Below are 22,874 nucleotides of genomic sequence, written 5' to 3' on the forward strand. Positions count from 1 at the left end.
CTATGATCTGCTCCTCGGTAAATCTGCTGCGCTTCATCGTCGTCCTCCTTCATGAAGGACTCTAGCTCAGACTGGCGGAGTTTCAGGGGAGCACGTCATGGCTTATCTCGCCGTCGATGATCCTTATCGCATCGGTCGGGATGACTGGATGCGGCTCGGGCTGGCGGCACGGCCTGGGCCAAAGGGGCTTGCCCCCTTTGCGGCGGGGTTTCTTGAAGGGTTCGAAGCGCGGCATTGCTATGATCGGTTCTGGGATGGGCAACGCGGGCATGATCAGACGGCGACGCGCATGATTTGTTCAGGGCGCGCCTTCATCATGGTCGGCGAGGCCGATAATCCGCACTTTACCAACGCAGAAACGGGCATCCTTTCGCAGTTCCGACACCAATATTTTCTGCTTGGGCTGATCGCCCATTTCCACAAGGCCGCCCTCCTGATCGTAAGGGATCGGCTCGCAACGGCCATGAGCCAATTGCAAAATTATTCCGCCACAACGGTAAAGCGCTTCAAGCGCGAAAGTCGGTTGTGCCACGTAAATTTTCTACGATTTACCCACCGATATTGGTTCCAAGAGGTTTCCAATCAGCGTCCGGCACAAGATCTGTTTAAGCTATGGACACACCATCTCGGCACTGAGCGGCTATTTGTCGACGTGCGCGAAGAAGTACTGGATATGATTAGCTATCTCGACAGCGACGGTTTGCGAAAGCAGGCCAACACGGTTGTTCGGCTGACGGTCGTTACTTTTTTTGGCTTGATTGGTACCTTGGTGACTGGTTTTCTGGGCATGAACCTGATCGATTTGACCCAGGTGTCGCTCGTTCAAAAATCGCTCTATTTCGTAGCTGCCCTCGTTCCAATGACTTTCTTCACTTTTTACATTGCCGCCAAATCGCAGCGCCTTGCCGAGTTTGTCGATACGATGTCCGACGAACGGCAACCGATCCGCGTCAAATGGCGAGCTTTCGTGCACGTTTGGGAACGAGGTCGATAGCCAAGCGATTTCGGCGGTCTGCCTCAGTCCAATTGACTTGAAATATTTGGTATTTCTAGCGCTGGCTTGAGAGATGCTGACCCGGGCAGTGCGTCGCTAACCCGTCACTGCTTTTCCCCGTTATGTGGGATAAAAACAGGGAATTTTCGAAAAATCGGGCGAGAAACAGGCATGACGAGATGCCAATCGCGGGAACTGCGCCGCAGTCGCGGGAGGCTAGATGATTTACGCTGCGCGACCATGGGAAGGTCATCCACCATGGATTAGTAATGTCGCTCGGCTTCTGCGGGCGGGATATCGCCGATAGGCTTGAGTAAACGCCGATGACTGGACACTTGGCCCCACTCTCGACAGCTGAACGAAATGGAGCTTTAAAAGGCCCATGATAAGAAAAAGTCCCTGGATTGCGCTGCTTCTCATCGCTGGCCGTGCCGAGGCCGAACCCACCAAGATCACGGTCAGGGTCATCAGCCAGGACGCCAAGTTTGTCGGCGACGCAATGGGCGGAGCACGCGTGATCCTCCGCGATGCCCGCAGCCGCAAGATTCTGGCGTCCGGCGTAACGGCGGGCGGCACCGGCGACACGCGCCTGATCATGGACTCCAGGGGCCGAAGTCCCATCCGGGCAACGCCGGAAGCAGCTTCGTTCACGACCACGATCGACATCGTCGAGCCGACTAAGGTCAAGCTCGAAGTCGAGGGACCGCTCAACCGGCCGGGGTCGATCATCCACGCGAGCGCCGAGCGTTGGATAATGCCGGGGCAAGCAACCGATCTTGGCAATGGCTGGATGATTGAACTGCCTGGATTGGCGATAACGCCCGACAGCACGCAGGAAGGTCAAACCCTTTCGATCAAGGCGAATGTCGAATTGATGTGCGGCTGTCCGATCACGCCCGGTGGACTCTGGGATGCGGCTGAATATCGGGTCGAGGCTTCGATCTGGCGGGGGCGGCGTAAGGTCAACGCTAGACCGCTTGCTTTCGTAACGTCGCCTGGTGGTTTCTCGGTCAAGATGCCCGCTCCCGGCCCCGGACGCTACCGACTTGTGGTATTTGCCCAGAACGCAAAGACTGGGAACTCAGGCTATCATCAATCGACAATCAGCGTTCGTTGATTGTCGCTCTCGCTGTCCCGTCACGGGAGAGGCTCGCTCGTTACGCCCTTTGGCCCAATTTCATACAGATAAGCCTTTGATCATTCGGCTTTCACGGCGATACCTTCGACGAAGGGCAAATAAGCGGCGAACGGAAAGCTGGGTTCGATCTGCTGCGGTACCGACCCGATGACGAAACCCGCCGCTCGCATCAACCCAACGGTATCGCGGTTCAGATTGCAGCCAACCCCCACCACGCGTTGGATGGGATTGAGCCGATCTTGCCATTTGCGCCGCTCGGGATCCTCGCTCGCTACATGTTCGAAGAAGCGCAATGTCCCACCGGGGCGAAGAACACGCCAGATTTCGGCTAGGACACGGACTGGATCGGAAACGCTGCACAGCGTCAGGCTGGACACAACGCAATCGAAAGTCTGATCCTCAAATGGCAGATCTTCACCGGCAAGAGCATCGATGGTGATCGACCAGTTCAGTCTGTCGATCATTTCTGCGGCACGTTTGTTCATACCGGTGGAAGGTTCCACCACCGACAACGACCGAACCAGATCCCGATTATAGAATGGCAGTGTCGCCCCTGTGCCGAAACCAATCTCAAGCACGTCGCCCTCTACACTTTCGACCAAGCGCTTTCGACGAGCGCGAATCTGCGGCGTGTCGAGTGAGCGGTCCAAGAACCAAGGAAAGATGGTCTCCGAATAAAGTTTCATAGCGCCACCATCTTCCGCCCTCGGAGGATTCGACGCAACCCGTGACCCAAGGTTGTAGCGAACAGCGGTAGCAGCCATCCACCGGCACTCCTGGGACTGCTGCCAACCCGGTCTCCGTCATTCCCGTGCTCAGAAGCTGATCCCGAATGCTGCCGGTCGTTCACCAACACTTCCATGCGCGGAACTGCTGCCGCGGAATTTCGCCGACGAAAACTTGCCGAAATCTGTTCCACCACATCCGCACGGTCTCATGGCAGACGTTGATACCGCGAAAACAGCCTGTCCTCGACATGTCGCAGAGAGAGTGCAACGCGGACATCCATCATCACCACAAGCCGGATTTCCTTGGGCGACGAGTTGAAACAACGAAAAGGCGAGGCGAGTTTTGCTCTGGATTTGCAGCTCATTCGCGTCCGCTATTAGCTGCCCCGTTTGTCCGACACGAGCGTGGTGGGTGCCGGTGTCGACCGATCTGTGGATGACCCGACAGGCGGTCGGACTGTGAAATGCCCCATAGGCAATGCCTGACCACTGCGTTATTCCGGACGCGTACCATCATTGCCACGGTGGAACGATCCTTGGGGGGAGGGGAATAATGGCTGACCGCAAGAAGCGGCGCACACCGACGAAGAAGGGCATCAGTGCCAGCCTGATCGATGAGGTGCTCGGCGAGCTATACGCCTCGATCAAGAAGGAAAAAGGCGGCCACCTTCCCGATTACATCCCCGAGCTCGCCAAGGCGGATCCTAACCAGTTCGGCATCGTGATCGCGACCGTCGATGGCTCGATCTACGCGGTCGGCGATTCGGATGTGCCCTTCACGATCCAGTCGATTTCAAAGCCGTTCGCCTTCGGGCTGGCGCTTGAAGACCACGGCATGGACGAGGTGCTGCGCCGGGTCGGTGTCGAACCGAGCGGGGACGCCTTCAACTCGATCGTGTTCGATCAGCGCGCCAATCGCCCGTTCAACCCGATGGTCAATGCAGGCGCAATCGTAACCTCCAGCCTCGTCACCGGCCCGTCGCTGGCGCCACGCGTGCAGCGGGTGCGCGATATGTTCGAACGCTATATCGGCCACCCGGTCGACGTGGACGAAGCGGTGTTCGCTTCCGAAAAAGCGACGGGCCATCGCAATCGCGCGATTGCCCATCTTGAGCTGAACTTCGGCATGCTCGTTGAGCCGATCGACGAGCATCTCGACCTGTATTTCCAGCAATGTTCGATGCTCGTCACCGCCCGCGATCTGGCGCGCATGGCGGCGACGCTCGCCAATGGCGGCCTCAACCCGGCCACCGGCGTGCAGGCGATTGATCCGGCCTATGTGAAGAACGTCATCTCGGTGATGAACTTCTGCGGGATGTATGATTATTCGGGCGAATGGGGATATCGCATCGGTCTGCCGGCCAAGAGCGGCGTTGCCGGCGGTGTCATCGCGGTGCTGCCCGGGGTGATGGGCATTGGCGTTTTCTCACCACCGCTTGACGAACGCGGCAATTCCTATCGCGGCATCAAGGTGTGCGAAACGCTGTCGCAACGGTTCGGGCTCAACATGTTCGATGTTGCCGAAGGGGCGATTTCGTCGATCCGCCGCAGCTATGATGCAGCCACGGTCAGCTCGAAGCGGACCCGGTCGCAGACCGAGCGCGCGGCACTTGATCGTCACGGCGCGGCCATCAAGGTTGTTGAGCTACGGGGGCGGATTCACTTTGCCGCGATCGAGCAGATCAGTCGGCTGTCTGCGGCGCTGCCCGACAGCGTTTCCCATCTGATCCTTGATCTGTCGCGATCAGACATGGTCGAGCCCCAGGCAGCACTGCTGATCGTCCAGCTGATGGCCGGGCAGGCCAAGGCCGGTCGGATCGTGCGGCTGGCCATGTGGCGCGATTCCGCCTGTGGCGAGGAGATGGCGCGCGCCGGTGTTGATTTCGCGACGGTATTTGCCGATGCCGATGAGGCACTCGAATGGGCCGAAAATGATGTGCTCGCCAAGGCGGATGCGCAATCCGATGGTGAGCCACGGGCGAAGCTTGCCGAGATGAACCTCTTGCGCGGGCTCGAGGATAGCCTCCTCGATGCGCTAGCAACGGCGCTGGAGAAGCATGAACTGCCCGCCGGTAGCCATATCGTGCGGGAAGGCGAACCGGCGAGCGATCTCTATTTCCTTGCGCGCGGCACCGTGACGGTCAGCCTGAACACGGGCGACGGCCACCGGGTGCGCCTGACGACGCTCGATCCCGGCGTCGCCTTTGGCGAAATGGCGCTGGTCGACGGCGCACCGCGCTCGGCAGACATCATCGCCGACACCGACGTATCGGTCTATGTCCTGTCGCTCGATCGGCTCGATGCGCTGTCGCTCACCGCGCCGGCGGTTCACGCTGCGTTGCTGCGCAATATCGGTCGCGAGCTCTCGCAGCGTCTGCGCAAGGCGAACCGCGAAATCCGGTCGTTTACCGATGTCGCGGCCTGAACGAACGACAGCTTAGGCCATCTGAGCAACCAAAAGCCGCCCGAGCACTATCCACCCAATAGCAGCCATTGGGACGATCTACCGCCACCGAATGCTAGTTCCAAAAGACACATTCTCGATTCGCGGACATCGGGTCGTTCTTGACCGCTTTTCAAGATTCGCCGTGTCAGCTGTGGTGATGGCCCAAGCGCGCTTATTAGATATCGATTAGGTATTTTCGTCAGCCACGCGCAAAAATTGGCGGAAATGTTGGTGACCCCTACGGGAATCGAACCCGTGCTTCAGCCGTGAAAGGGCCGCGTCCTAACCGCTAGACGAAGGGGCCAAGGCCGGGCGTGCCGGTTGGCGTCGAAAAATCGCCTAGGGAAATGATGACCCGCGGTCAACCCGGTCAATCGTCTATCGGACGATGGCAAACCGCCTGCAGCTTGTTGCCATCCGGATCGCGAACATAAGCAGCGTAGTAATTGGGGTGATAATGCGGGCGCAGCCCCGGCGCGCCTTCATCGGTGCCGCCGTGTGCGAGTGCCGCAGAATGAAAGGCATCCACGGCAGCGCGATTGAGCGCGGAAAGAGCTATATGGCTGCCGTTTCCAACGCTTGCAGGCTGCCCATCGAACGGGGAGACGATAAAGATCTTGGCGCCGACCAAGCTGCCGAACACTAATGTGCCTGGCAATTCAAAAGGTGACGAAATCCCGAGCGTGTCCATGACTGGCTCGTAAAATCGCCGCGCCCGATCCAGATTTTGGGTGCCAAGGGTGACATGACTGAACATCGCCTGCTCCTAATCCGCCCATGCTGCGTCATCGAGATGAATTTCGGCGGCTGGCCTTGATGACCAGTCATCGATCTTGGCGCGCCCTGCGATCCATAGGCGGCGATGGGGCGCTGCGCCCAGGAGCGCGAGACCCAAGGGTGATTCGGCCTGGCGGAACGCCACGGTCTTGATGCTCTTGCCATCATCGCCCGCCATCACCGCGCGGACATGGCCGTTGCCGACGATATCGGCCTTGATCACCCGCACTGGCCCGGCGGCGACGCGCGGCGCTGGCCAGCCCATGCCATAGGGTCCGCCCTGCTCCAGCGCGGCCACAAGGGCCGGGGTGACGCCACCAGGTGCCACCAGCGCATCGACGAGCAAGGCACGGTCGCCCGTTGATCGCGCCACAGCTTCCGCAAGGCGGCCTTCCAGAAAATCACCGAACGCGCTGATCTGATCGGTGTCGATCGTGAGCCCTGCCGCCATCGCATGGCCACCGCCCGCAACAAGCACGCCATTTTCCTTCGCGGCGAGCACTGCTTGCCCCAGATCGACGCCCGATACTGATCGCCCCGATCCCTTGCCAATCCCGGCATCATCGAGCGCGATGACAATCGCGGGCCGTCCGAATTTTTCCTTCAGCCGCCCGGCCACGATCCCAATCACGCCGGGGTGCCAGCCTTGGCCCGCCACGACGATCACCGCCCGATTGGCCTGTGATGCCGCCATCGCCTCGGCCGCGATCTGCACATCGCCTTCGATCGCGCGGCGTTCCTCGTTCAACCGGTCAAGTTCGGTCGCGATCATGCGGGCTTCATCGGGATCGCTGGTGGTGAGCAGGCGCACACCAAGATCGGATTTGCCAACGCGCCCGCCCGCGTTGATCCGCGGCCCGAGCGCAAAGCCGAGATCGGTCGCGGTTGGCGCACGCGTGAGTCGCGATGCCTCAATCAGCGCGTTGAGGCCGATGTTGCGTCGGGCAGCCATCACCTTCAGTCCTTGCGACACAAAGGCGCGGTTCAGCCCGCGCAGCGCCGCGACATCGGCCACCGTGCCAAGCGCGACGATATCGAGCAACTCAAGCAGTTTCGGTTCGGGCCGGGTGGCGAAGTAGCCATGGGCACGCAGTGTGCGGATTAGCGCCGCACCGAGCAGAAACGCCACGCCGACCGCCGCGAGATGGCCATGCGCCGCGCCTTCGCCCTCGTCGAGCCGGTTGGGGTTCACGATGGCATAAGCGAGCGGCAGCGCGCTGGCGCATTTGTGATGATCGACCACGATCACGTCGACCCCTGCTTCGCGCGCCATTTCCAGCGCCTCGAATGCCTGGGCGCCGCAATCGACCGTCACGATCAGCGTCGCACCTCCAGCGGCGATCTTCACCAGCGCTTCGCCCGACGGGCCATAGCCTTCCATCAATCGGTCGGGGATATAGGCGCTGGCGGTAAGCCCCAATTCCCGAAGCAGCAGGATCATCAGCGCCGCCGACGTGGCACCATCGACGTCGTAATCGCCAAAGATTGTCACTTGCTCGCCCGCAATTACGGCCGCGGCCAGCCGCTCTGCGGCGCGGTCCATATCGCGAAAGATCGACGGATCGGGCATGAAGCCCCGGATGCTGGGGGCCTTGTGCGCTTCAAGCGCCTCACGCGGGCATCCACGCGCCATCAGCAGCTGGGTGACGAGGTCGTCGGGGGCGTAATCAGGATCGCGCGCATCGGCACTCAGCGCGCGCCATCGCCACGGTTGGCCAAGGATGGATTGGGTGATGTTGAGGACGGTGTTCATGGGCGCCGGACCGTAGCTGGTCGCACTGGCGTCGCCAATGCCTGCCCGAACCGCCTGGGGCTGTACTCAGCGGCGGCGCTGACGCTCGCGTTCGTCGTTTCGGGCGACGATCAGCCGCTGGGTGCGATCAATGCCGGCGTCGAAATCGGCCCGATCGCGTGGCCGGATCGCGGCGGCGCGCTGATACAGCGCCATCGCTTCTGCATAATCGCCGCGCGCTTCGGCACAGATTCCCAAATCATAGGTAACGCTCACCTGTCCGGGGAGCGCTGTATCGATCGCTGCAAAGGCGCGGCAGGCCTCCGGCAGATTCTGTTGGGTCAGCCTGATCGCCGCCTTGAATTCATTGCTTATGTCTTTGGGCATGCCCGTGCGGTTTTCGTAGAAGCGCAGCACATAGCGTTCGGTATACGGTGCGATTTCGCGCGCGGTCTCGGCAGCGACGCTGTCGATCATACCGCGGATTGTTCCCTCCACTGCGCCGGGCGCGCTGGCGTTGGGGCACCATGTGACTTCGTCGTGCCGAGATTTGCGCGATGAATAGGCGACCGATCGGTCACGTGCCCGCACAATCCGCAGATCGGCGATCACGTCGATCGTCCGCTTGCGACAGATGATCTCGACCTGTTGCTTCTTAGTGCACTTGTTGTCGACTTTTTCGGCGCATTCCTCGCGTTTCTGCACGTCGCGATTTTCGTTGACCTCTGTCGACACGACACCTGATAGCACACCATCAGCGTCGACCGGCCCCATGCCCGATCGCCGTGCCATCGACATGACCGCGAAATGCGCCGCCCCGCCATTCCCTGAAAGCGCCCGTTCGAGGGCAATCGACAGGGCAGGGCCATCGCCGCCATCGAAACGGTCAATCGCCATGCGGGTCAGGAAGCTGGCTTCACGGTAGGCTGCGGGGAAATCACCGGTCAGCGTCACGCTTTCGGCGGAGGCCCCGGCGGCACACACAATGCCGCTGATGATGCCCAATCCCGAGATAATTTTGCGCATGGATGACGCCCCCGCCAGAATGAACTCTTCTAAATCAAGCGCCTGTGTCGGGCAAGGCGCCGCCGCCGGGGCCACCCACCTGTGGACTTTGCCGCGCGCATCGCTGAAACCTTGGCGCGCCGGCGCACTCGACCGGTGATGACTCGAGATTGCCACCTTGCCCGCACTGCCAACCAGCCCTGCCGATTCTGCCGCACTTTGGGCGCCGCCGCTCGCCGCCGCCGTGCCGCGTGATCTGTGCACCGATTGCGGCATTTCGCGCACGCCCGAGCATAAGCGGTGCGGCACGGCCTGCCAGTTCATCAAGCCCGATTATCCGGCGATGGAGGCGCAGGTGCACGGCCGCCCGCGCGATCCCGCCAAAGGCGATGAGCTATTTTTCGGGCCCTATCGCCAGATGTACCGGGCAAAGTTGGGTACGGCGCTGGCGGGCGCGCAGTGGACGGGGATTACGACCAGACTGGGCGAAAAACTGCTCGAAACCGGCGCGGTCGATGCCGTGCTGACGATGGCACCTGATCCCGATGATCGCTGGAAGCCGGTGCCGGTGCTGGTAACACGTGCCGAGGGGATGGCGCAGGTGCGCGGCATGCGGATGGGCTATGCGCCGCTGCTGGCGCTGCTCCAGCCCGCGCGCGATGCCGGGTATAAGCGGATCGCGGTGATCGGCATACCGTGCCAGGTCCATGCGCTCCGCAAGATCGAGGCGAGCCTGGGGTTCGAGCGGCTGTACGTGATCGGCACGCCCTGTTCGGACAACACCACCACCGAACGCTTCCACGATTTTCTCGCGCTGCTCGCCGATGATCCCGACAGCATTACCTATCTGGAGTTCCGCGCCGATTATCATGTCGAGCTGCGCTTCACCGATGGCCGGGTGAAGGCGATCCCGTTCCTGCAGCTGCCGATTTCGAAGCTGCCGCCCGATTTCTTCCCGCTCACCTGCCGCACCTGTGTGGATTACACCAATGTGCTCGCCGATGTGACGGTGGGTTATATGGCGGGCGAAGGCGAGCAGTGGCTCGTCATCCGCAATGAACGCGGCGCGGAGCTGCTGGCGTTGCTGGGCGACGAGGTAAAGCTGGCACCGCCCGGCAATGCCGGCAAGCGCGCGAGCGCGGTGAAGGGCTTCATCATCAATGTCGAGCGCGCCGCGGGCGGCTTGCCACTGCGCCGGATGCCCGAATGGGTACGGCCGATCGTCGGCTGGCTGATGCCGCGTTTCGGCCCGCGCGGGCTGGAATTTGCCCGCACCCGGGTCGAGATGAAGGCGGCCGAGACCGTGGTACATTTGCGGCGCGAACGGCCACGGCGAATGAAGACGATGATCCCCGCGCATATCTGGGCGCTTGTCGCGCCCTATGATCTGGTGCCGGGCGAGGGGGAATTGCCGGCTGCTAAAAGTGACGTGCAGCGCTAGCGCGGGTAGCTCCCGCGTCCTGATTCAGGTCACCCGGGCAAAACGCGATCAACGGATAGCTATTCGTACCATCCGCGGTGCGTTAACCATATCGCATGTTGGCGCGGGGCGAATCGAAAATATCGGCCCTGCGCCGCGCCGCCGGTCGGTGGGCGATATTGCTTGGCTTACTGGCGATCACCGGCGTTGGGTCGAGCCAGACGCTGATTTTACCGATCGATCCGTTGACGGTCGCCGACGATGATTTCGCCCGGCAGCGCGATCCAGCGATCTGGCGCGGGCTTTTGGTGGAGCGGATTGCCTTTACTGAGGCGGAAGCGACGTGGCGGTTCTGGCGGATCAGCAATCTGGCAAACCCTGACGGGCCATTATGGGTCGTCACGCACGATAATGAGAATGCGACTTTTGCGGCGGCACTGACGGCAGTAAAAAGCTGGGGCGGCGTGGCAATGGTGGTCGATACCGGCCCCGTCGATACGCGGTACAATGCCCGCTTCAACAGCGAAGTGGTCGGCACGCCGATCGATCCCAATCGCCATTTCAGCGACGCCAACCCGGCCTATGTGGCGCGGATGCTGGCCGATCTGGGGGCGCCGCCACGTTTGATCGTCGCGCTGCACACCAACGCGCCCGATTTCGATCCGCGCCTGTCGGACTGTCCCGCCATTCGGCCGGGGCGCGGGGCGATTTCGGTCGAGCTTTGCAGCACCCGCTATCAACCCCGCCCCGCCCGTGTGCGGGCATGGCCGTTCGATGATGCCGACAGTCTCGTGCTGATGCCGCACCTCGATGGCCGTCAGCGGCGGTCGGCACCGTGTGCGCCCGTCTTGGCAGCCACTAATGCCAATCTGGTGTTCGAACGCGTCGCGGTAAGCGACGGATCGCTATCGAACTACGCCGCGCAACACGGGTTGGCCTATCTGAACGTTGAGACCGAGGAACGCGGATCGAGTGACACCGGCATCGCCCAGGCGCGCGATCGGCTGGTGGCAATGATCGATCTGGTAATGGAGCAGTGCGGCGCGGTGCCGGGGCTTACGTTGAAACCACCACGGCGGCGCTGAGCAGCTTCACTTCTTGTCGGTGAAGCGCTTGACCTTGACGGGCAGGTCCTTGCCCTTGGTGCGGCGCGACGGCACTTGCACGGGGTTCTTCTTTTTCCACGCGGCCCAGGTCATCGGGCCATCTGGGGTCTCGATGATCTGATCGTCGAGCGTATCGCTCATCGTGCAGGTCCTTTCCGTCCAAATGGCCAGCTAGTAATGCCACCGGCGAACAGTGCCCACCAGACCAGTACCGGTTGGAACGCTAGGCGCGGCGCATGATAACCCCAGCCAAGCTGCGTTCCACCGATGATCACGCCCTCGACCGCATGTTTGATGTTCGCCGGAAACACGCAGACGGCATAGGCGGCGAGGCCCCAGGCAGCGGCGCGGCGGAATCGTTTGGTCATCAGGCCGATCGCCCCGGCAATCTCGCACACCCCGGTCAGCAGAATCGTCTCCAGCGGATAGGGCACCCAATCGGGCACGATCGGCATGAACCCGTTGGGCGATCGCAAATGGACGATGCCGACGAACAGATAGGCCGCCGCGATTACCCAGCGCAGCACGGTGCGGGTGCGCTCGAGGCCGCTCATACGCGCTCGTCCGCGTTGGCCTGTATGGCGCCGACATGCACCTCACCGCGCGCCTGGGCGAGCATCACTTGCCGGTGGCGTTCGGCATACCCTGCGCGCTGTTCTTCGTCGCGCGTGGCATGGCAGGCGGGGCAACTCACCCCCTCTTCGTAATGGGGCGACTGGCGGTCCTCAGTGCTCACGGGCATGCGGCAAGCGCGGCACAGCCCGTGGCTGCCGGGTGTAAGCCCATGGCCGACGGCGACCCGCTCATCGAACACGAAGCATTCGCCCTGCCAGCGGCTCTCGGCGGGTGGCACCTCCTCAAGATATTTCAGGATGCCGCCCTTCAGGTGAAAAACATCGGTTATCCCTTCGGCCTTCAGGAATGCCGTCGCCTTTTCGCATCGAATGCCGCCGGTGCAGAACATCGCGACTTTTTTGTCGGCAAGGGCTTCGCGGTTGGCGCGGAACCAGTCGGGGAATTCGCTGAAGCTGCTGGTTTCGGGATCGATGGCACCGTTGAATGTGCCGACTTTCACCTCATAGGCATTGCGCGTGTCGATCACGATCGTGTCGGGCGAATCGATCAGCGCGTTCCACTCGGCGGGCGCGACATAATGGCCCACGTCGAGCGGATCGATATCGGGCTGCCCCATCGTCACGATCTCGCGCTTCAGGCGGACTTTCATGCGGTGGAAGGGCATTGCATCGGCGGTGGCGTATTTCACATCGATATCGGCGCAATCGGGCAGAGCGCGGATATGGCCCAGCACCGCTGCGATCGCTTCACCACTGCCCGCAATCGTACCATTGATACCCTCACGAGCGAGCAACAACGTGCCCTTGATGTCCTGAGCTTCGCACGCGGCGAGCAGGGGGGCGCGCAAAGCGGCCGGATCGTCGAACCGGGCAAAACGGTAAAGGGCGGCAACGGCGATCATCGCGGAAAGCTCGCTGCCCACCACGCATCAAACGCCAGGCGTTGGTCGGGCGACAAATGCAGCCCGATCTTCGACCGCCGCAGCAGCGCATCCTCGGGGGTGCGTGCCCATTCGCGGTCGTGCATCCAGCGCGCTTCGATCTCGGTCAGCCCGCCGCCCAGATCGGCGCCCATCGCCGCTTCGCTATCGACGCCCTCGAGCATCTGGTGCAGCATCGATCCATAAGCGCGGGCCATACGGTATGAACGCGCTTCCCCCAGAAACGGCCATGTCGCACGAACCTTGGCGAGGAACGCGGTGAAATCGCCGATATCGCCACCCGGAAATGGTCGGGTTCGCGTGGTGGCACGCGCTGTGAATCCCATCGGGCGCGCCAGCTTGCCCACCGCTTCCTCGGCCAGATGGCGCGCGGTGGTGATCTTGCCGCCGAAGATCGACAGCAAAGCCGGGCCATGCGTGTCGAGTTCGAGCACATAGTCCCGCGTCACTGCCTTCGCCTCGCTCGCACCGTCATCGTACAGCGGGCGCACGCCGGACCAGGTCGAGGTGACGTCGGCCGGCGTCACCTGGCGGACGAAATGCCGGTTCACCGCGTCGCACAGATAGGCGATTTCGTCCGCATCGATCACTGCGTCCTCGGGCGCGTCGACGGGCACATCGGTCGTGCCGATTTCGGTCGAGCCGTTTTCATAGGGGATGGCGAACACGATCCGCCGGTCGGGCTGTTGCAGGATATAGGCCTGATCGCCGTCGAAGAGTGTCGGCACGACGATGTGGCTGCCCTTGATCAGTCGAATGCCGCTGGCTGCGTTGACCCCCAGTTTGCCGAGCATCTGATGCACCCACGGCCCTGCCGCATTGACCATCGCCCGCGTGGTCAGTTCGCGCCCGTCGGAAAGGATCGCCCGCCACGCATCGCCTTCGCGCCGGGCAGAAACGATCGCGGTTTGGACGATGATCTCCGCGCCATTCGCGGCGGCATCAACCGCATTCAGCACCGTCAGCCGCGCATCGTCGACCCATGCATCCGAATAGACGAAACCCTTGCTCCCACCTTTCAGCGGCGCGGTGAACGCCGTGTCGCTGGCCCGCAGCCCGCGCGACCGGGGGAGGGACATGCGCCCACCCAGAAAATCATACAGCAGCAGCCCCAGCCGCACCAGAAACCAGGGCCGAACTGCATTTTCATGCGGCAGCACGAATTGCAGCGGATAGATGATGTGCGGTGCCGCCTTCACCAGCCGCTCGCGCTCGCGCAGCGCCTCCGCTACCAGCTTGAACTCGTAATACTCCAGGTAGCGCAGCCCGCCATGGATCAGCTTGGTCGACGCCGACGACGTCGCGCCGGCCAGATCGCCCTTCTCGACCAGCACCACCTTCAGCCCGTTCAGCGCCGCCTCACGCGCAATCGCCGCGCCGTTGATGCCACCGCCGATGATGAGAAGGTCATATGTCACCGTTGTCCGATAGCGTGACGGTCCGGCTTCGCACAGAAGGAATTTGCCAGAAGAAATTTGGTAGATTGCGCGCAACCGCCTATCCCTTGGGCGATGCCCAAATTTACCCCCAAGCCGACCGGCGGCCTGCCGACCCCCAAGCAAATTCTCGATTTCATCGCCACCGCCGAAACCTCGGTCGGCAAGCGCGAGATCGCCAAGGCATTCGGCCTGCATGGCGCAGAGAAGATCGCGCTCAAGGCGCTGCTGAAGGACATGGCCGATGAAGGCCTGATCGACAGTTCCCCCGGCCGCGCGTTCCACCAGATGGGTGGCGTGCCGAAGGTGACTGTGCTGCGCATCACCGATGTCGGCGATGACGGGCAATGCTGGGCGGTGCCGGAAAGCTGGCAGGCCGATACCCCCGCACCGCGATTGCGCGTGCGGGAGAAGGGGCGGCGTGGCGCGCTCGGCATCGGCGACCGGATATTGGCGCGCACTGAGGAAGCCGGGAATGGCTGGATCGCGCATCCGCTGAAATCGCTCGCCAAGGGTGAGGAGCTGATCTTGGGCGTGCTGCGCGAGGAGGGCGGCAAGCTGTGGCTGATCGGCGTCGACAAGCGCGAGCGGCGGGAACATCAGGTATCCGACGCAGGCGGCGCGAACCCTGGCGATCTGGTGCTGGCCGAAAAGGCAGGCCGCCCGCCGCGTATCACCGCGCGGGTGACGCAGGTGCTGGGTGATCCGTTCGCGCCGCGCAGCTTTTCGATGATCGCGATCCACAAGCTCGGCATCCCAAACGAGTTCGCGCCCGAGGCGATCGAGGAAGCGGGCGACGTGGCCCGCCAAGCGCTGGGCGACGGCCGCGAGGATTTGCGCCACCTGCCGATCGTCGCGATCGATCCCGAGGATGCGCGCGACCATGACGATGCCGTCTGGGCGACGCCCGATGATGATCCCGACAATGCCGGCGGTTGGCGCGCGATTGTCGCGATTGCCGATGTGAGTTTTTATGTCCGACCGGGTTCGGCGATCGACAAGGAAGCGCGACGGCGCGGCAACAGCGTCTATTTCCCTGATCGTGTCGTGCCGATGCTGCCCGAATTGCTCTCGGCCGATGTGTGCTCGCTGAAATCGGGCGAAGACCGGGCTGCACTCGTCTGCCACCTGCAGATCAGCAAAGGCGGCGCGCTCAAAAGCTGGCACTTCACCCGCGCGGTGGTGCGGATTGCGGCGAACATCGCGTATGAAGAGGCACAGGCGGCGATCGACGCGCATACCCAAAAAGCGCCTCCGCTGGGTCTTCGCTGGGATGACGGATTGGTCGAGAGCGCGCTTCTGCCCCTTTGGTTCTGCTGGCGCGCGCTGGCCGATGCCCGCGCCAAACGCGCGCCGCTCGATCTCGATCTGCCCGAACGCCGCGTCGTGCTCGACGAGAAGGGACGGATCATGTCAGTCGCGCCGCGCGAGCGGCTCGATGCGCACAAGCTGATCGAGGAATATATGATCGCCGCCAATGTCGCGGCGGCGAAAGCGTTGGAGAAGAAGAAGGCGCCAGTCATGTACCGCGATCACGAACCGCCAGCGCGCGAAAAGCTGGTCGCGCTCAAGGATTATCTCAAGACGTTCGGGGTCGAATTTGCGCTGGGGCAGGTGGTGAAACCATCCACGTTCAATCACGTGATCGACAGGATCGGCGAGAGCGATTTCCGACCGCAAGTGATGGAGCAGATCCTGCGTACCCAGACCCAAGCCTATTACGCGCCCGGCAATCACGGTCATTTCGGATTGGCGCTCGGCAGCTACGCGCACTTCACGTCGCCGATCCGCCGTTACGCCGACTTGGTCGTCCACCGTTCGCTCGTCGCGGCGTACAAGCTCGGCCACGGCGGGCTCACCGAGGGCGAGGCCGCGTCGATGGACAAGATCGGCGAGAGCATCTCGATGCTCGAACGCCGCGCGATGGAGGCGGAGCGCGATACGATCGATCGCTATGTCGCCGCCTATCTCGGCGAGCGCGTGGGCGAGGTGGTCGATGTGAGGATCACGGGCGTGCAGAATTTCGGGTTCTTCGCGACCGTAGAGGGGATCGGCGGCGATGGCCTGATGCCGGTGCGCGATATTGGCCGCGAATATTTCCGCTATGACGAAGCCGCCAAGGCGCTGATCGGCGAGCATAGCGGCGAAACCTACTCCAGCGGGATGCGGCTGCAATTGCGGCTGGCGGAGGCCAACCCGGTATCGGGCGCGCTGCGGTTCGAAATGGTCGACGGGAAGGGCATTGGCGGCGGCGATGCGCGGCCGACTGGCGATCGCCCCAAGCGCATCATCAAGCATCGCGGTCGTCCCGCCAATATCCGGCATCAGGGGAAAAAGCGCTGATATGGGCTTTGGCCCCATTGCCGATCAGCAACCAAATGATACGTATTCGCGCATGACGCGCAAACCAACGCGTGCCATAAACAAAAAAAGAGCCTTGGAGGGTGGTGTGGGAGCAGCAGCAGCGATGGTCGCGCGGGCGCGGCGCAATGTCATCTCGCATTTCATGTCCTGCAACGCTGTTTCGACTGAAAAGGCGGTTAGTTTCACCCCGTCGCGCAGCATCGAACGCCGCATTCTCGACCGCTATATCCGTGCAGGCGTAATCGTACCGACATCGACGTCCGCCTATTACATCGATGTGCCGACCTATGATGCCTATCGCAACAACCGCAAACGCAACGTCGGTGTGGCGATGGCGTTACTGGCGCTGGCGGGCGGTGTTGCTGTCGGGATCTTGGGGTAAGCGATGGCCATGGCCCCGATGTCCGGTACGCGGCGCTCAACGATCGAAACCGCTGCGCTTGATCGAACCCGTCGCCGCTTGGCACAGGTGTTCATGGCCAATCATGCGCTGTCTGCCGAGGATGCGATCCCCTTCAGCACCACGACCGATGCCGATGAAAAAATATTCGCGCGGATGATCCGTACGGGCATGGTTTGCCACGCGGGGCGGAACCGCTACTTTCTCGATCTTCAGGCCTATCACTCGCAGATCAACCGTCGGCAGCGACTGAACGCCGTGATTACGATCGTGCTCGCCCTGACCGTCGCCTTTCTGGCCACCGTGTTCTACGTTTAAGCGACTTATACCGCCCAACCGCTATCAGCGCCGTGCGACGATCAATGCCGACCACATTGGGGGATTCACTCGGCCGCGAAAGTCAGCCCCGCCTTGTCGATCAAGCGCTGACGCAGCGGTGGGCCCATGATTGCGCCCGGCGTCCAAATGCCACCCTTCGCATCGGGCACGTCACGCACCAGGCACAGCGCACTCTCGGCGATCATCTTGCTGGTGGAGCCATAGCCGGGATCGCGATCTCCCGTCACCACAGCATCGATCCGCTGGCCATCGGCCATCTCGCCGATGAACAGCACGTCATAATGGCCGGCCTCCCGCTCTTCCTTTGACGGGCCTTCGCCGGGCTTGGGCCCTTTGTCGCCCGAAAACGGGTTCATCTTGGCAAGTGCTTCGGCTGCGGCCTTGCCCATCTCGCCGAGACCCGCGACGACCATTTCGTCATAAACGAAATCGGCACCATAGGCCTGACCCAGCAGGAAATTGGTGCGGTGGACATTCTTGGTGTTGATCGCCGCCATGATGAACGGCGCGACCCAGCTGTCGATCGCCTTGTCATATTCAGGCAGCATTCCCTTGGGCTGGCTTGGGCCCTTGAAGCCAGGGGTCAGCGCGAAGGGATCGGTCAGCACGCCGATCAGCATCGGGTTGCGCGCGGCGGCGGCCATCGTTGCTTTCAGGCTGGCGGCGGTGCCGCCGGAGAAGGTACCCTTCATCGTACGCACCCGGCACTTCACCCGCGGGGCGGGCATGCCGAACTTCGCCTTGGCCGCTTCCTGCAGCGTTAGCACGCCCAGATCGAACGGAATCGAATCGAACCCGCACGAAAACACGATCCGCGCGCCGGTTTTCTGCGCGGTTTCGTGGTGGGCGGCGATCATCTCGTTCATCCAGCCGGGTTCGCCGCACAGATCGACATAGGCGGTGCCAGTTTCGGCGCATGCCGCGACCAAATCGCTTCCGTAAAGCTGGTAGGGCCCAACGGTGGTGAGGATCACGGTCGCCCGGTCACACATCGCGCGGATGCTGGCGGGGTCTTCGGCGTCGGCGACGACGAGGGGCGTATCCGATGGCGCGCCGATCAGGTCGCGAACTTCCTCCAGCTTGGCGAGCGACCGCCCGGCCATCGCCCAGCTCGGCTTGTCAGCGCCTGCATAGGCCTGGACGAGATATTCGGCGACCAGACGCCCGGTATAGCCGGTAGCGCCATAAATGATGATGTCGAACTCGCATGGCATGATCGTCTCTCCCAAATCCTTCCTCTCCGTTCAGGGAGAGGTGTATCTTTTAAGCCGCCTGGCTGAATTGCAGGCTCGCGAGCCGCGCATACAGCCCGTTCTGGCCGATCAACTGGCTATGCGTGCCGGTCTCGACGATGCGGCCGTCGTCCATCACGATAATCCGTGACGCTGAACGCACCGTGGCGAGCCGGTGGGCGATCACCAAGGTGGTGCGATCTTCCATCAGCCGCTCCAGCGCCTGCTGCACCAGCCGTTCGCTTTCGGCATCGAGCGCGCTCGTCGCCTCGTCGAGCAGCAAGATCGGCGCATTGCGGAGCAGCGCGCGGGCAATGGCCACCCGCTGGCGTTGGCCGCCCGACAAGCGCGCCCCGCCTTCGCCAAGGAAGGTATCGAGGCCCTCGGGTAGCTTACGGAGGAATTCGGCGGCATTGGCGGCCTCAGCAGCCGCCCAAAGCGCGTCGTCGCTTGCCGACCAGTCACCGTAGCGCAGATTGTCTCGCGCGCTCGACCCGAAAATCACCGTATCCTGCGGCACCATGGCGATGCGCTTGCGGATTTCGGCCGGGTCCGCGCTCGGCAAGCCGACACCGTCGATACGGACCATGCCTGAATCGGGATCGTAGAAACGCTGGATCAGCTGGAATAAGGTCGATTTGCCCGCGCCCGATGGGCCGACAATCGCCACGGTCTCGCCAGGCGCGACCGTTAGCGAGAAATTGTCGAGCGCGGACACTTCCTGACGGGTCGGATAACGGAAGGTGACGTTTTCAAACGCCACTTCGCCCAGCGGCGGCACCGGTAAGGCAACAGGATGCTGCGGTGCGCGGATCTCCGGTTCTTCGGCGAGCAGTTCGTTCAGACGTGCCGCGGCGCCAGACGCGCGCAGCAAATCGCCATACACCTCGGTCAGCGCCCCGAAGGCTCCGGCCACGAAGCCACCGGTGAGCACGAAGGCGGTGATCGATCCGCCCGTCAGCGTGCCATTGGCGACGTCCCGAACCGCATCCCACATGATCAGTACGATCGCGCCGAACAACAGGCCGATGACGGCGGCCGTCATGATCGCGCGGAGGCGGAAGCGGCGCTTGGCGGTCGCGAAGCTGTTGCCCACGGCCTTTTCGAACCGGTCGCCCTCGCGCTGTTCCTGTCCAAACGCTTGAACGATCTTCATCGCCCCGAGCGTTTCAACGGCGATCGAGCCAATATCCGCCACCCGGTCCTGGCTAGTCCGCGAATATTGCCGCACGCGGCGACCGAGGAACACGATCGGGAGGATAACGACGGGAATGCCGATCAGCAGCGATGCGGCCAGCTTTGGCGCGAGCGCGAACAGGTAAATCACGCCGCCAACGCCGATCACAGCGTTACGCAGCGCGACAGACACGGTCGTGCCGACGATCTGTTCGATGATGGCGGTATCAGCCGTCAGGCGAGAGGCTATTTCGGACGGCCGATTTTCCTCGAACCATTTCGGATCGAGCCGCAGTAGATTGCGGTGCACCGCGACTCGCACATCGGCCACGGTGCGTTCACCCAGCCAAGACACGAAATAAAACCGCACTGCCGTGGAGATCGCGAGCACGATCACGACAACCCCGAGCCCTTGAAAATAGGGCGCGATCGACTTGGCATCGCCGTTGCCGCTGAACCCGTTATCGACGACCAGCTTGAACGTCGCCGGAATGTAAAGCGTCGCCCCGGCGGCGAAGATCAGCGCGACTACCGCGATGGCGATCTGGACGGGATATTTTGAGGCGAATCCCCACACCATCACCAGGCTGGAAAGTTTGCGACGCGGCTCGGTGGCGGCGGCGGGCGGGGTGGGGTTCGGCTCGGTCATGATCGCAGGCGTCTAGCAGGCACATCCCTGACCCTCAACGGCAATCGCGCTCGATTTGGCACTGCACGTGCCGTCACTTTGGCTACAGGGCATTTGCTACTGCAGTGCAGCATGCTAATGCGCCGATGCTTGACGGTACGGTAACCGGTTAAGGGATAAGGGACGTTCATGCTGTACAACGCCTATGAAATGCAGCGCTCGATGCTCGCCGGAGCCAGCGCCATGGCCGATTTTGGCGCGAGCATGCTGCAGAACCCCGCTAATCCGTTCGCATATTTCGGTGGCGGACCGGTGCTCGGTTCGGCGCTGGAGGTGTTTGCGCATGCCGCCGCCCCGCGCGGTAAGCCGGAATTTGGGCTCGATTCGACCGTGATCGACGGCAAGACGGTCGCGATCGATGAGCAGGTGGTCCTTCGCAAGCCGTTCGGTCAGCTCAAGCGGTTTGCGCGCGAGGGTGTCACCGGCGGCCCCAAGCTGCTAATCGTCGCGCCGATGTCGGGCCATTATGCCACGCTACTGCGCGGCACCGTTGAGCGAATGCTGCCCTTCGCCGATGTCTACATTACCGATTGGCGCGATGCGAAGCTGGTACCGCTGGCAGATGGCAAGTTCGATCTCGACGATTACATCGATTATATCATTGAATTCATGGAAGTGATTGGCGCGAATGAGGGGCAGGGGGGCACGCACATGCTCGCCGTTTGTCAGCCATCGGTGCCCTGCTATGCTGCTGCCTGCCTGATGAGCGCGGACAAGCACCCCTGCCGCCCTAAGACGCTTACGCTGATGGGCGGGCCGATCGACACGCGCGAAGCGCCAACCGCGGTCAACACACTGGCGACCGAACGGCCGCACAGCTGGTTCAGCCAGAACGTAATCGCAACCGTGCCAATGACCTATCCGGGTGCTGGCCGCACCGTGTACCCGGGCTTTCTGCAACTTGCCGGTTTCATGTCGATGAACCTTGGTAACCACATGATTTCGCATTGGGAAATGTTCAAGCATCTCGTCCAGGGCGACGACGATAGCGCCGATCTGACCAAGGATTTCTATGAGGAGTATCGCTCCGTCTGCGACATGACCTCCGAATTCTACCTGCAGACGATCGAAGTGGTGTTCCAGAAGCACGCCATCGCCAACGGCACCTATACGCATCGCGGCCGTCCGGTTGATCCGGCGGCCATCACCGATATTGCGCTGCTCGCGATTGAGGGCGAACGCGATGATATTTCCGGGCTGGGGCAAACCAAGGCCGCGCTCAAGCTGGCGAGCAAGCTTGCACCGGCCAAGAAGAAGTACCTGATGGCTGAAGGTGCCGGGCATTACGGCATTTTCAACGGCAGCAAATGGCGCAACAAGATCGCCCCGGTCGTTGAACAATGGATTTCAGCACATCAGTGATAGATCGGCAGTATTGATCGCCGTTTAGTCGGCGATCGATGTCGCCGGGTCCTGGATACCGGCCGATGGTCGAGCGAGCATGATCGCACCAGCATAAAAGAAAGCCGCACCAAATGCGGCGCCTGCCGCAAAAATGGCTGTTTCTCCAGCAATTGGCGATGCCCCGGCCATGCCGACGGCAACCAGCCACAGTGCGGCGACCGGCCACATAACTTCCGCCCGCATCATGTCGATCGACATCAGCGTGAGCCCTGCCAACAGGATAAGCGATCCGACGACATAGAAATCGATTCCGAATTGCGTAGCATCGGGGCCGATGATCGATCCCTGGCCGATTAGGGCAATCACAAACCCCGCCAGACCCCACCCCCTAGCCCTGTCGCACCACGCCATGAAGATACCGATCAGGCCCACGAGCAGATTGGCGTCGATGACGGCATAGAATGCTTCGAGCCATGGGGAGTTGGGCGCATATGGTACGAAGGCAGCGCAGAACCGCAGCAACCCGCCGATCAGAGCGGCACCTCCGCCAATCCTGATCACCGCGTTCATGCTGAGCGACGTTGACGCTGAGGCGCGTAGCTGACGATCTCATATTCGATCCCGTCATCATCGAAAAAGTAAAAGCGCCGCCCTGGTTCGTAGTCGTCTTGAGAGAAGGGGGTAAGGCCCAGCGCAACGACACCAGCTTCGACGGCGTCGAGATCGTCGACCTGCACGCCGACATGATTGAACGGCACGCCCTTTTCGAAGCGTCCGGCGGGGCCGGTGTCGCGCCTTTGGTGATAGGCGATATAGTGCGCGGCGCTGCCGACATGGATCGTCAGTCGGCCATCCATGCCGATGCCGCGCCACCGCTCGGCCCAGCCGAACAATGTTGCGGCCGTGGCAGCAGCGCGCTCCGGATTGCTGACGTTAATGTTGATATGTTCGATGATTGCCGACGTCATGAAACTGGCCTCCTGCTTGCCGATTCGGGTTGACGTCGAGACTTTTGCAACCTCAACTTAAGGTG

At 62.1% G+C, this 22,874-nt stretch carries 21 protein-coding genes and 1 tRNA gene; 9 read left to right on the top strand and 13 right to left on the bottom strand.

The features are described 5' to 3' along the window. The first annotated feature begins 148 nt into the window (after positions 1-148). Together B7Y49_RS06995 and B7Y49_RS07000 are read left to right on the top strand one after the other, a co-directional pair. Complete coding sequence (locus tag B7Y49_RS06995) at positions 149-994, top strand: hypothetical protein (protein WP_374126863.1); 846 nt, start codon at positions 149-151, stop codon at positions 992-994. A 382-nt stretch (positions 995-1,376) separates the two neighbouring features. Beyond that, positions 1,377-2,111 carry a hypothetical protein gene (locus tag B7Y49_RS07000; RefSeq protein WP_374126864.1) on the top strand — a complete coding sequence of 245 codons (735 nt, stop codon included), beginning with the start codon at positions 1,377-1,379 and terminating at the stop codon, positions 2,109-2,111. A gap of 80 nt (positions 2,112-2,191) precedes the next feature. Here the strand turns inward: B7Y49_RS07000 and B7Y49_RS07005 are convergent, their stop codons facing one another. Next, positions 2,192-2,896, bottom strand: a complete 705-nt coding sequence (locus B7Y49_RS07005; RefSeq protein ID WP_374126865.1) for a class I SAM-dependent methyltransferase — start codon at positions 2,894-2,896, stop codon at positions 2,192-2,194. A gap of 517 nt (positions 2,897-3,413) precedes the next feature. Between B7Y49_RS07005 and glsA the strand changes: the two genes are divergently transcribed. Next, a complete protein-coding gene (glsA, locus tag B7Y49_RS07010; RefSeq protein WP_374126866.1) occupies positions 3,414-5,285 on the top strand; it encodes a glutaminase A in 1,872 nt (623 codons plus the stop codon). Between the two features lie 250 nt (positions 5,286-5,535). On the opposite strand, the gene B7Y49_RS07015 is transcribed toward glsA, so the two are convergent. The 4 genes from B7Y49_RS07015 to B7Y49_RS07030 form a co-directional block, all read right to left on the bottom strand. Beyond that, positions 5,536-5,610: transfer RNA gene (locus tag B7Y49_RS07015), tRNA-Glu, on the bottom strand. Between the two features lie 66 nt (positions 5,611-5,676). Beyond that, complete coding sequence (locus B7Y49_RS07020) at positions 5,677-6,063, bottom strand: VOC family protein (protein ID WP_374126867.1); 387 nt, start codon at positions 6,061-6,063, stop codon at positions 5,677-5,679. Positions 6,064-6,072: 9 nt separating this feature from the next. Then, positions 6,073-7,836, bottom strand: coding sequence for a DHH family phosphoesterase (gene recJ / locus B7Y49_RS07025; RefSeq protein ID WP_374126868.1), 1,764 nt, complete (start codon positions 7,834-7,836; stop codon positions 6,073-6,075). Positions 7,837-7,902: 66 nt separating this feature from the next. After that, positions 7,903-8,841: a tetratricopeptide repeat protein gene (locus B7Y49_RS07030; RefSeq protein ID WP_374126869.1), complete on the bottom strand. Its 939-nt coding sequence runs from the start codon at positions 8,839-8,841 to the stop codon at positions 7,903-7,905. A gap of 157 nt (positions 8,842-8,998) precedes the next feature. Here B7Y49_RS07030 and B7Y49_RS07035 point away from each other — a divergent pair, with 157 nt between their 5' ends. After that, the gene (locus B7Y49_RS07035; RefSeq protein ID WP_374126870.1) at positions 8,999-10,261 is read left to right on the top strand and encodes a Coenzyme F420 hydrogenase/dehydrogenase, beta subunit C-terminal domain; all 1,263 of its coding nucleotides are present in this window, start codon (positions 8,999-9,001) and stop codon (positions 10,259-10,261) included. Between the two features lie 95 nt (positions 10,262-10,356). Further along, positions 10,357-11,325 carry a hypothetical protein gene (locus tag B7Y49_RS07040; protein WP_374126871.1) on the top strand — a complete coding sequence of 323 codons (969 nt, stop codon included), beginning with the start codon at positions 10,357-10,359 and terminating at the stop codon, positions 11,323-11,325. 6 nt (positions 11,326-11,331) lie between these two features. On the opposite strand, the gene B7Y49_RS07045 is transcribed toward B7Y49_RS07040, so the two are convergent. The 4 genes from B7Y49_RS07045 to glpD are packed head-to-tail and all read right to left on the bottom strand — an operon-like array spanning position 11,332 to position 14,280. Continuing rightward, positions 11,332-11,487, bottom strand: a complete 156-nt coding sequence (locus tag B7Y49_RS07045) for a hypothetical protein (RefSeq protein ID WP_374126872.1) — start codon at positions 11,485-11,487, stop codon at positions 11,332-11,334. After that, positions 11,484-11,900, bottom strand: a complete 417-nt coding sequence (locus B7Y49_RS07050) for a DoxX family protein (RefSeq protein ID WP_374126873.1) — start codon at positions 11,898-11,900, stop codon at positions 11,484-11,486. The genes B7Y49_RS07045 and B7Y49_RS07050 overlap by 4 nt, the downstream gene beginning before the upstream one ends. Beyond that, a complete protein-coding gene (locus tag B7Y49_RS07055; RefSeq protein ID WP_374126903.1) occupies positions 11,897-12,823 on the bottom strand; it encodes a rhodanese domain-containing protein in 927 nt (308 codons plus the stop codon). The genes B7Y49_RS07050 and B7Y49_RS07055 overlap by 4 nt, the downstream gene beginning before the upstream one ends. Next, complete coding sequence (gene glpD, locus B7Y49_RS07060; RefSeq protein ID WP_374126874.1) at positions 12,820-14,280, bottom strand: glycerol-3-phosphate dehydrogenase; 1,461 nt, start codon at positions 14,278-14,280, stop codon at positions 12,820-12,822. The genes B7Y49_RS07055 and glpD overlap by 4 nt, the downstream gene beginning before the upstream one ends. 93 nt (positions 14,281-14,373) lie before the next feature. Here glpD and B7Y49_RS07065 point away from each other — a divergent pair, with 93 nt between their 5' ends. From B7Y49_RS07065 to B7Y49_RS07075, 3 genes are all read left to right on the top strand, one after another. Then, the gene (locus B7Y49_RS07065) at positions 14,374-16,641 is read left to right on the top strand and encodes a ribonuclease R family protein (protein ID WP_374126875.1); all 2,268 of its coding nucleotides are present in this window, start codon (positions 14,374-14,376) and stop codon (positions 16,639-16,641) included. 106 nt (positions 16,642-16,747) lie between these two features. After that, positions 16,748-17,044 carry a hypothetical protein gene (locus B7Y49_RS07070; RefSeq protein WP_374126876.1) on the top strand — a complete coding sequence of 99 codons (297 nt, stop codon included), beginning with the start codon at positions 16,748-16,750 and terminating at the stop codon, positions 17,042-17,044. Between the two features lie 3 nt (positions 17,045-17,047). Beyond that, positions 17,048-17,380 (top strand): hypothetical protein, encoded by a 333-nt coding sequence (locus B7Y49_RS07075; protein WP_374126877.1) that lies wholly within the window; start codon positions 17,048-17,050, stop codon positions 17,378-17,380. A 65-nt stretch (positions 17,381-17,445) separates the two neighbouring features. Here the strand turns inward: B7Y49_RS07075 and B7Y49_RS07080 are convergent, their stop codons facing one another. Both B7Y49_RS07080 and B7Y49_RS07085 read right to left on the bottom strand, forming a co-directional pair. Next, on the bottom strand, positions 17,446-18,615 hold the full coding sequence (locus tag B7Y49_RS07080; protein WP_374126878.1) for a trans-acting enoyl reductase family protein: 1,170 nt from the start codon (positions 18,613-18,615) through the stop codon (positions 17,446-17,448). Between the two features lie 49 nt (positions 18,616-18,664). Continuing rightward, on the bottom strand, positions 18,665-20,458 hold the full coding sequence (locus tag B7Y49_RS07085) for an ABC transporter transmembrane domain-containing protein (RefSeq protein ID WP_374126879.1): 1,794 nt from the start codon (positions 20,456-20,458) through the stop codon (positions 18,665-18,667). 168 nt (positions 20,459-20,626) lie between these two features. Between B7Y49_RS07085 and B7Y49_RS07090 the strand changes: the two genes are divergently transcribed. Continuing rightward, the gene (locus tag B7Y49_RS07090; protein WP_374126880.1) at positions 20,627-21,859 is read left to right on the top strand and encodes a polyhydroxyalkanoate depolymerase; all 1,233 of its coding nucleotides are present in this window, start codon (positions 20,627-20,629) and stop codon (positions 21,857-21,859) included. Between the two features lie 24 nt (positions 21,860-21,883). On the opposite strand, the gene B7Y49_RS07095 is transcribed toward B7Y49_RS07090, so the two are convergent. Then, positions 21,884-22,411 (bottom strand): hypothetical protein, encoded by a 528-nt coding sequence (locus B7Y49_RS07095; RefSeq protein ID WP_374126881.1) that lies wholly within the window; start codon positions 22,409-22,411, stop codon positions 21,884-21,886. Beyond that, entirely contained in the window at positions 22,408-22,809 is a 402-nt protein-coding gene (locus tag B7Y49_RS07100) for a VOC family protein (RefSeq protein ID WP_374126882.1), read from the bottom strand. Before B7Y49_RS07100 ends, B7Y49_RS07095 begins: the two co-directional genes overlap by 4 nt. Between the last annotated feature and the right edge of the window lie 65 nt (positions 22,810-22,874).

It is taken from the genome of Sphingomonas sp. 28-62-11 (assembly GCF_002278865.1).
GTDB lineage: Bacteria > Pseudomonadota > Alphaproteobacteria > Sphingomonadales > Sphingomonadaceae > Sphingomonas.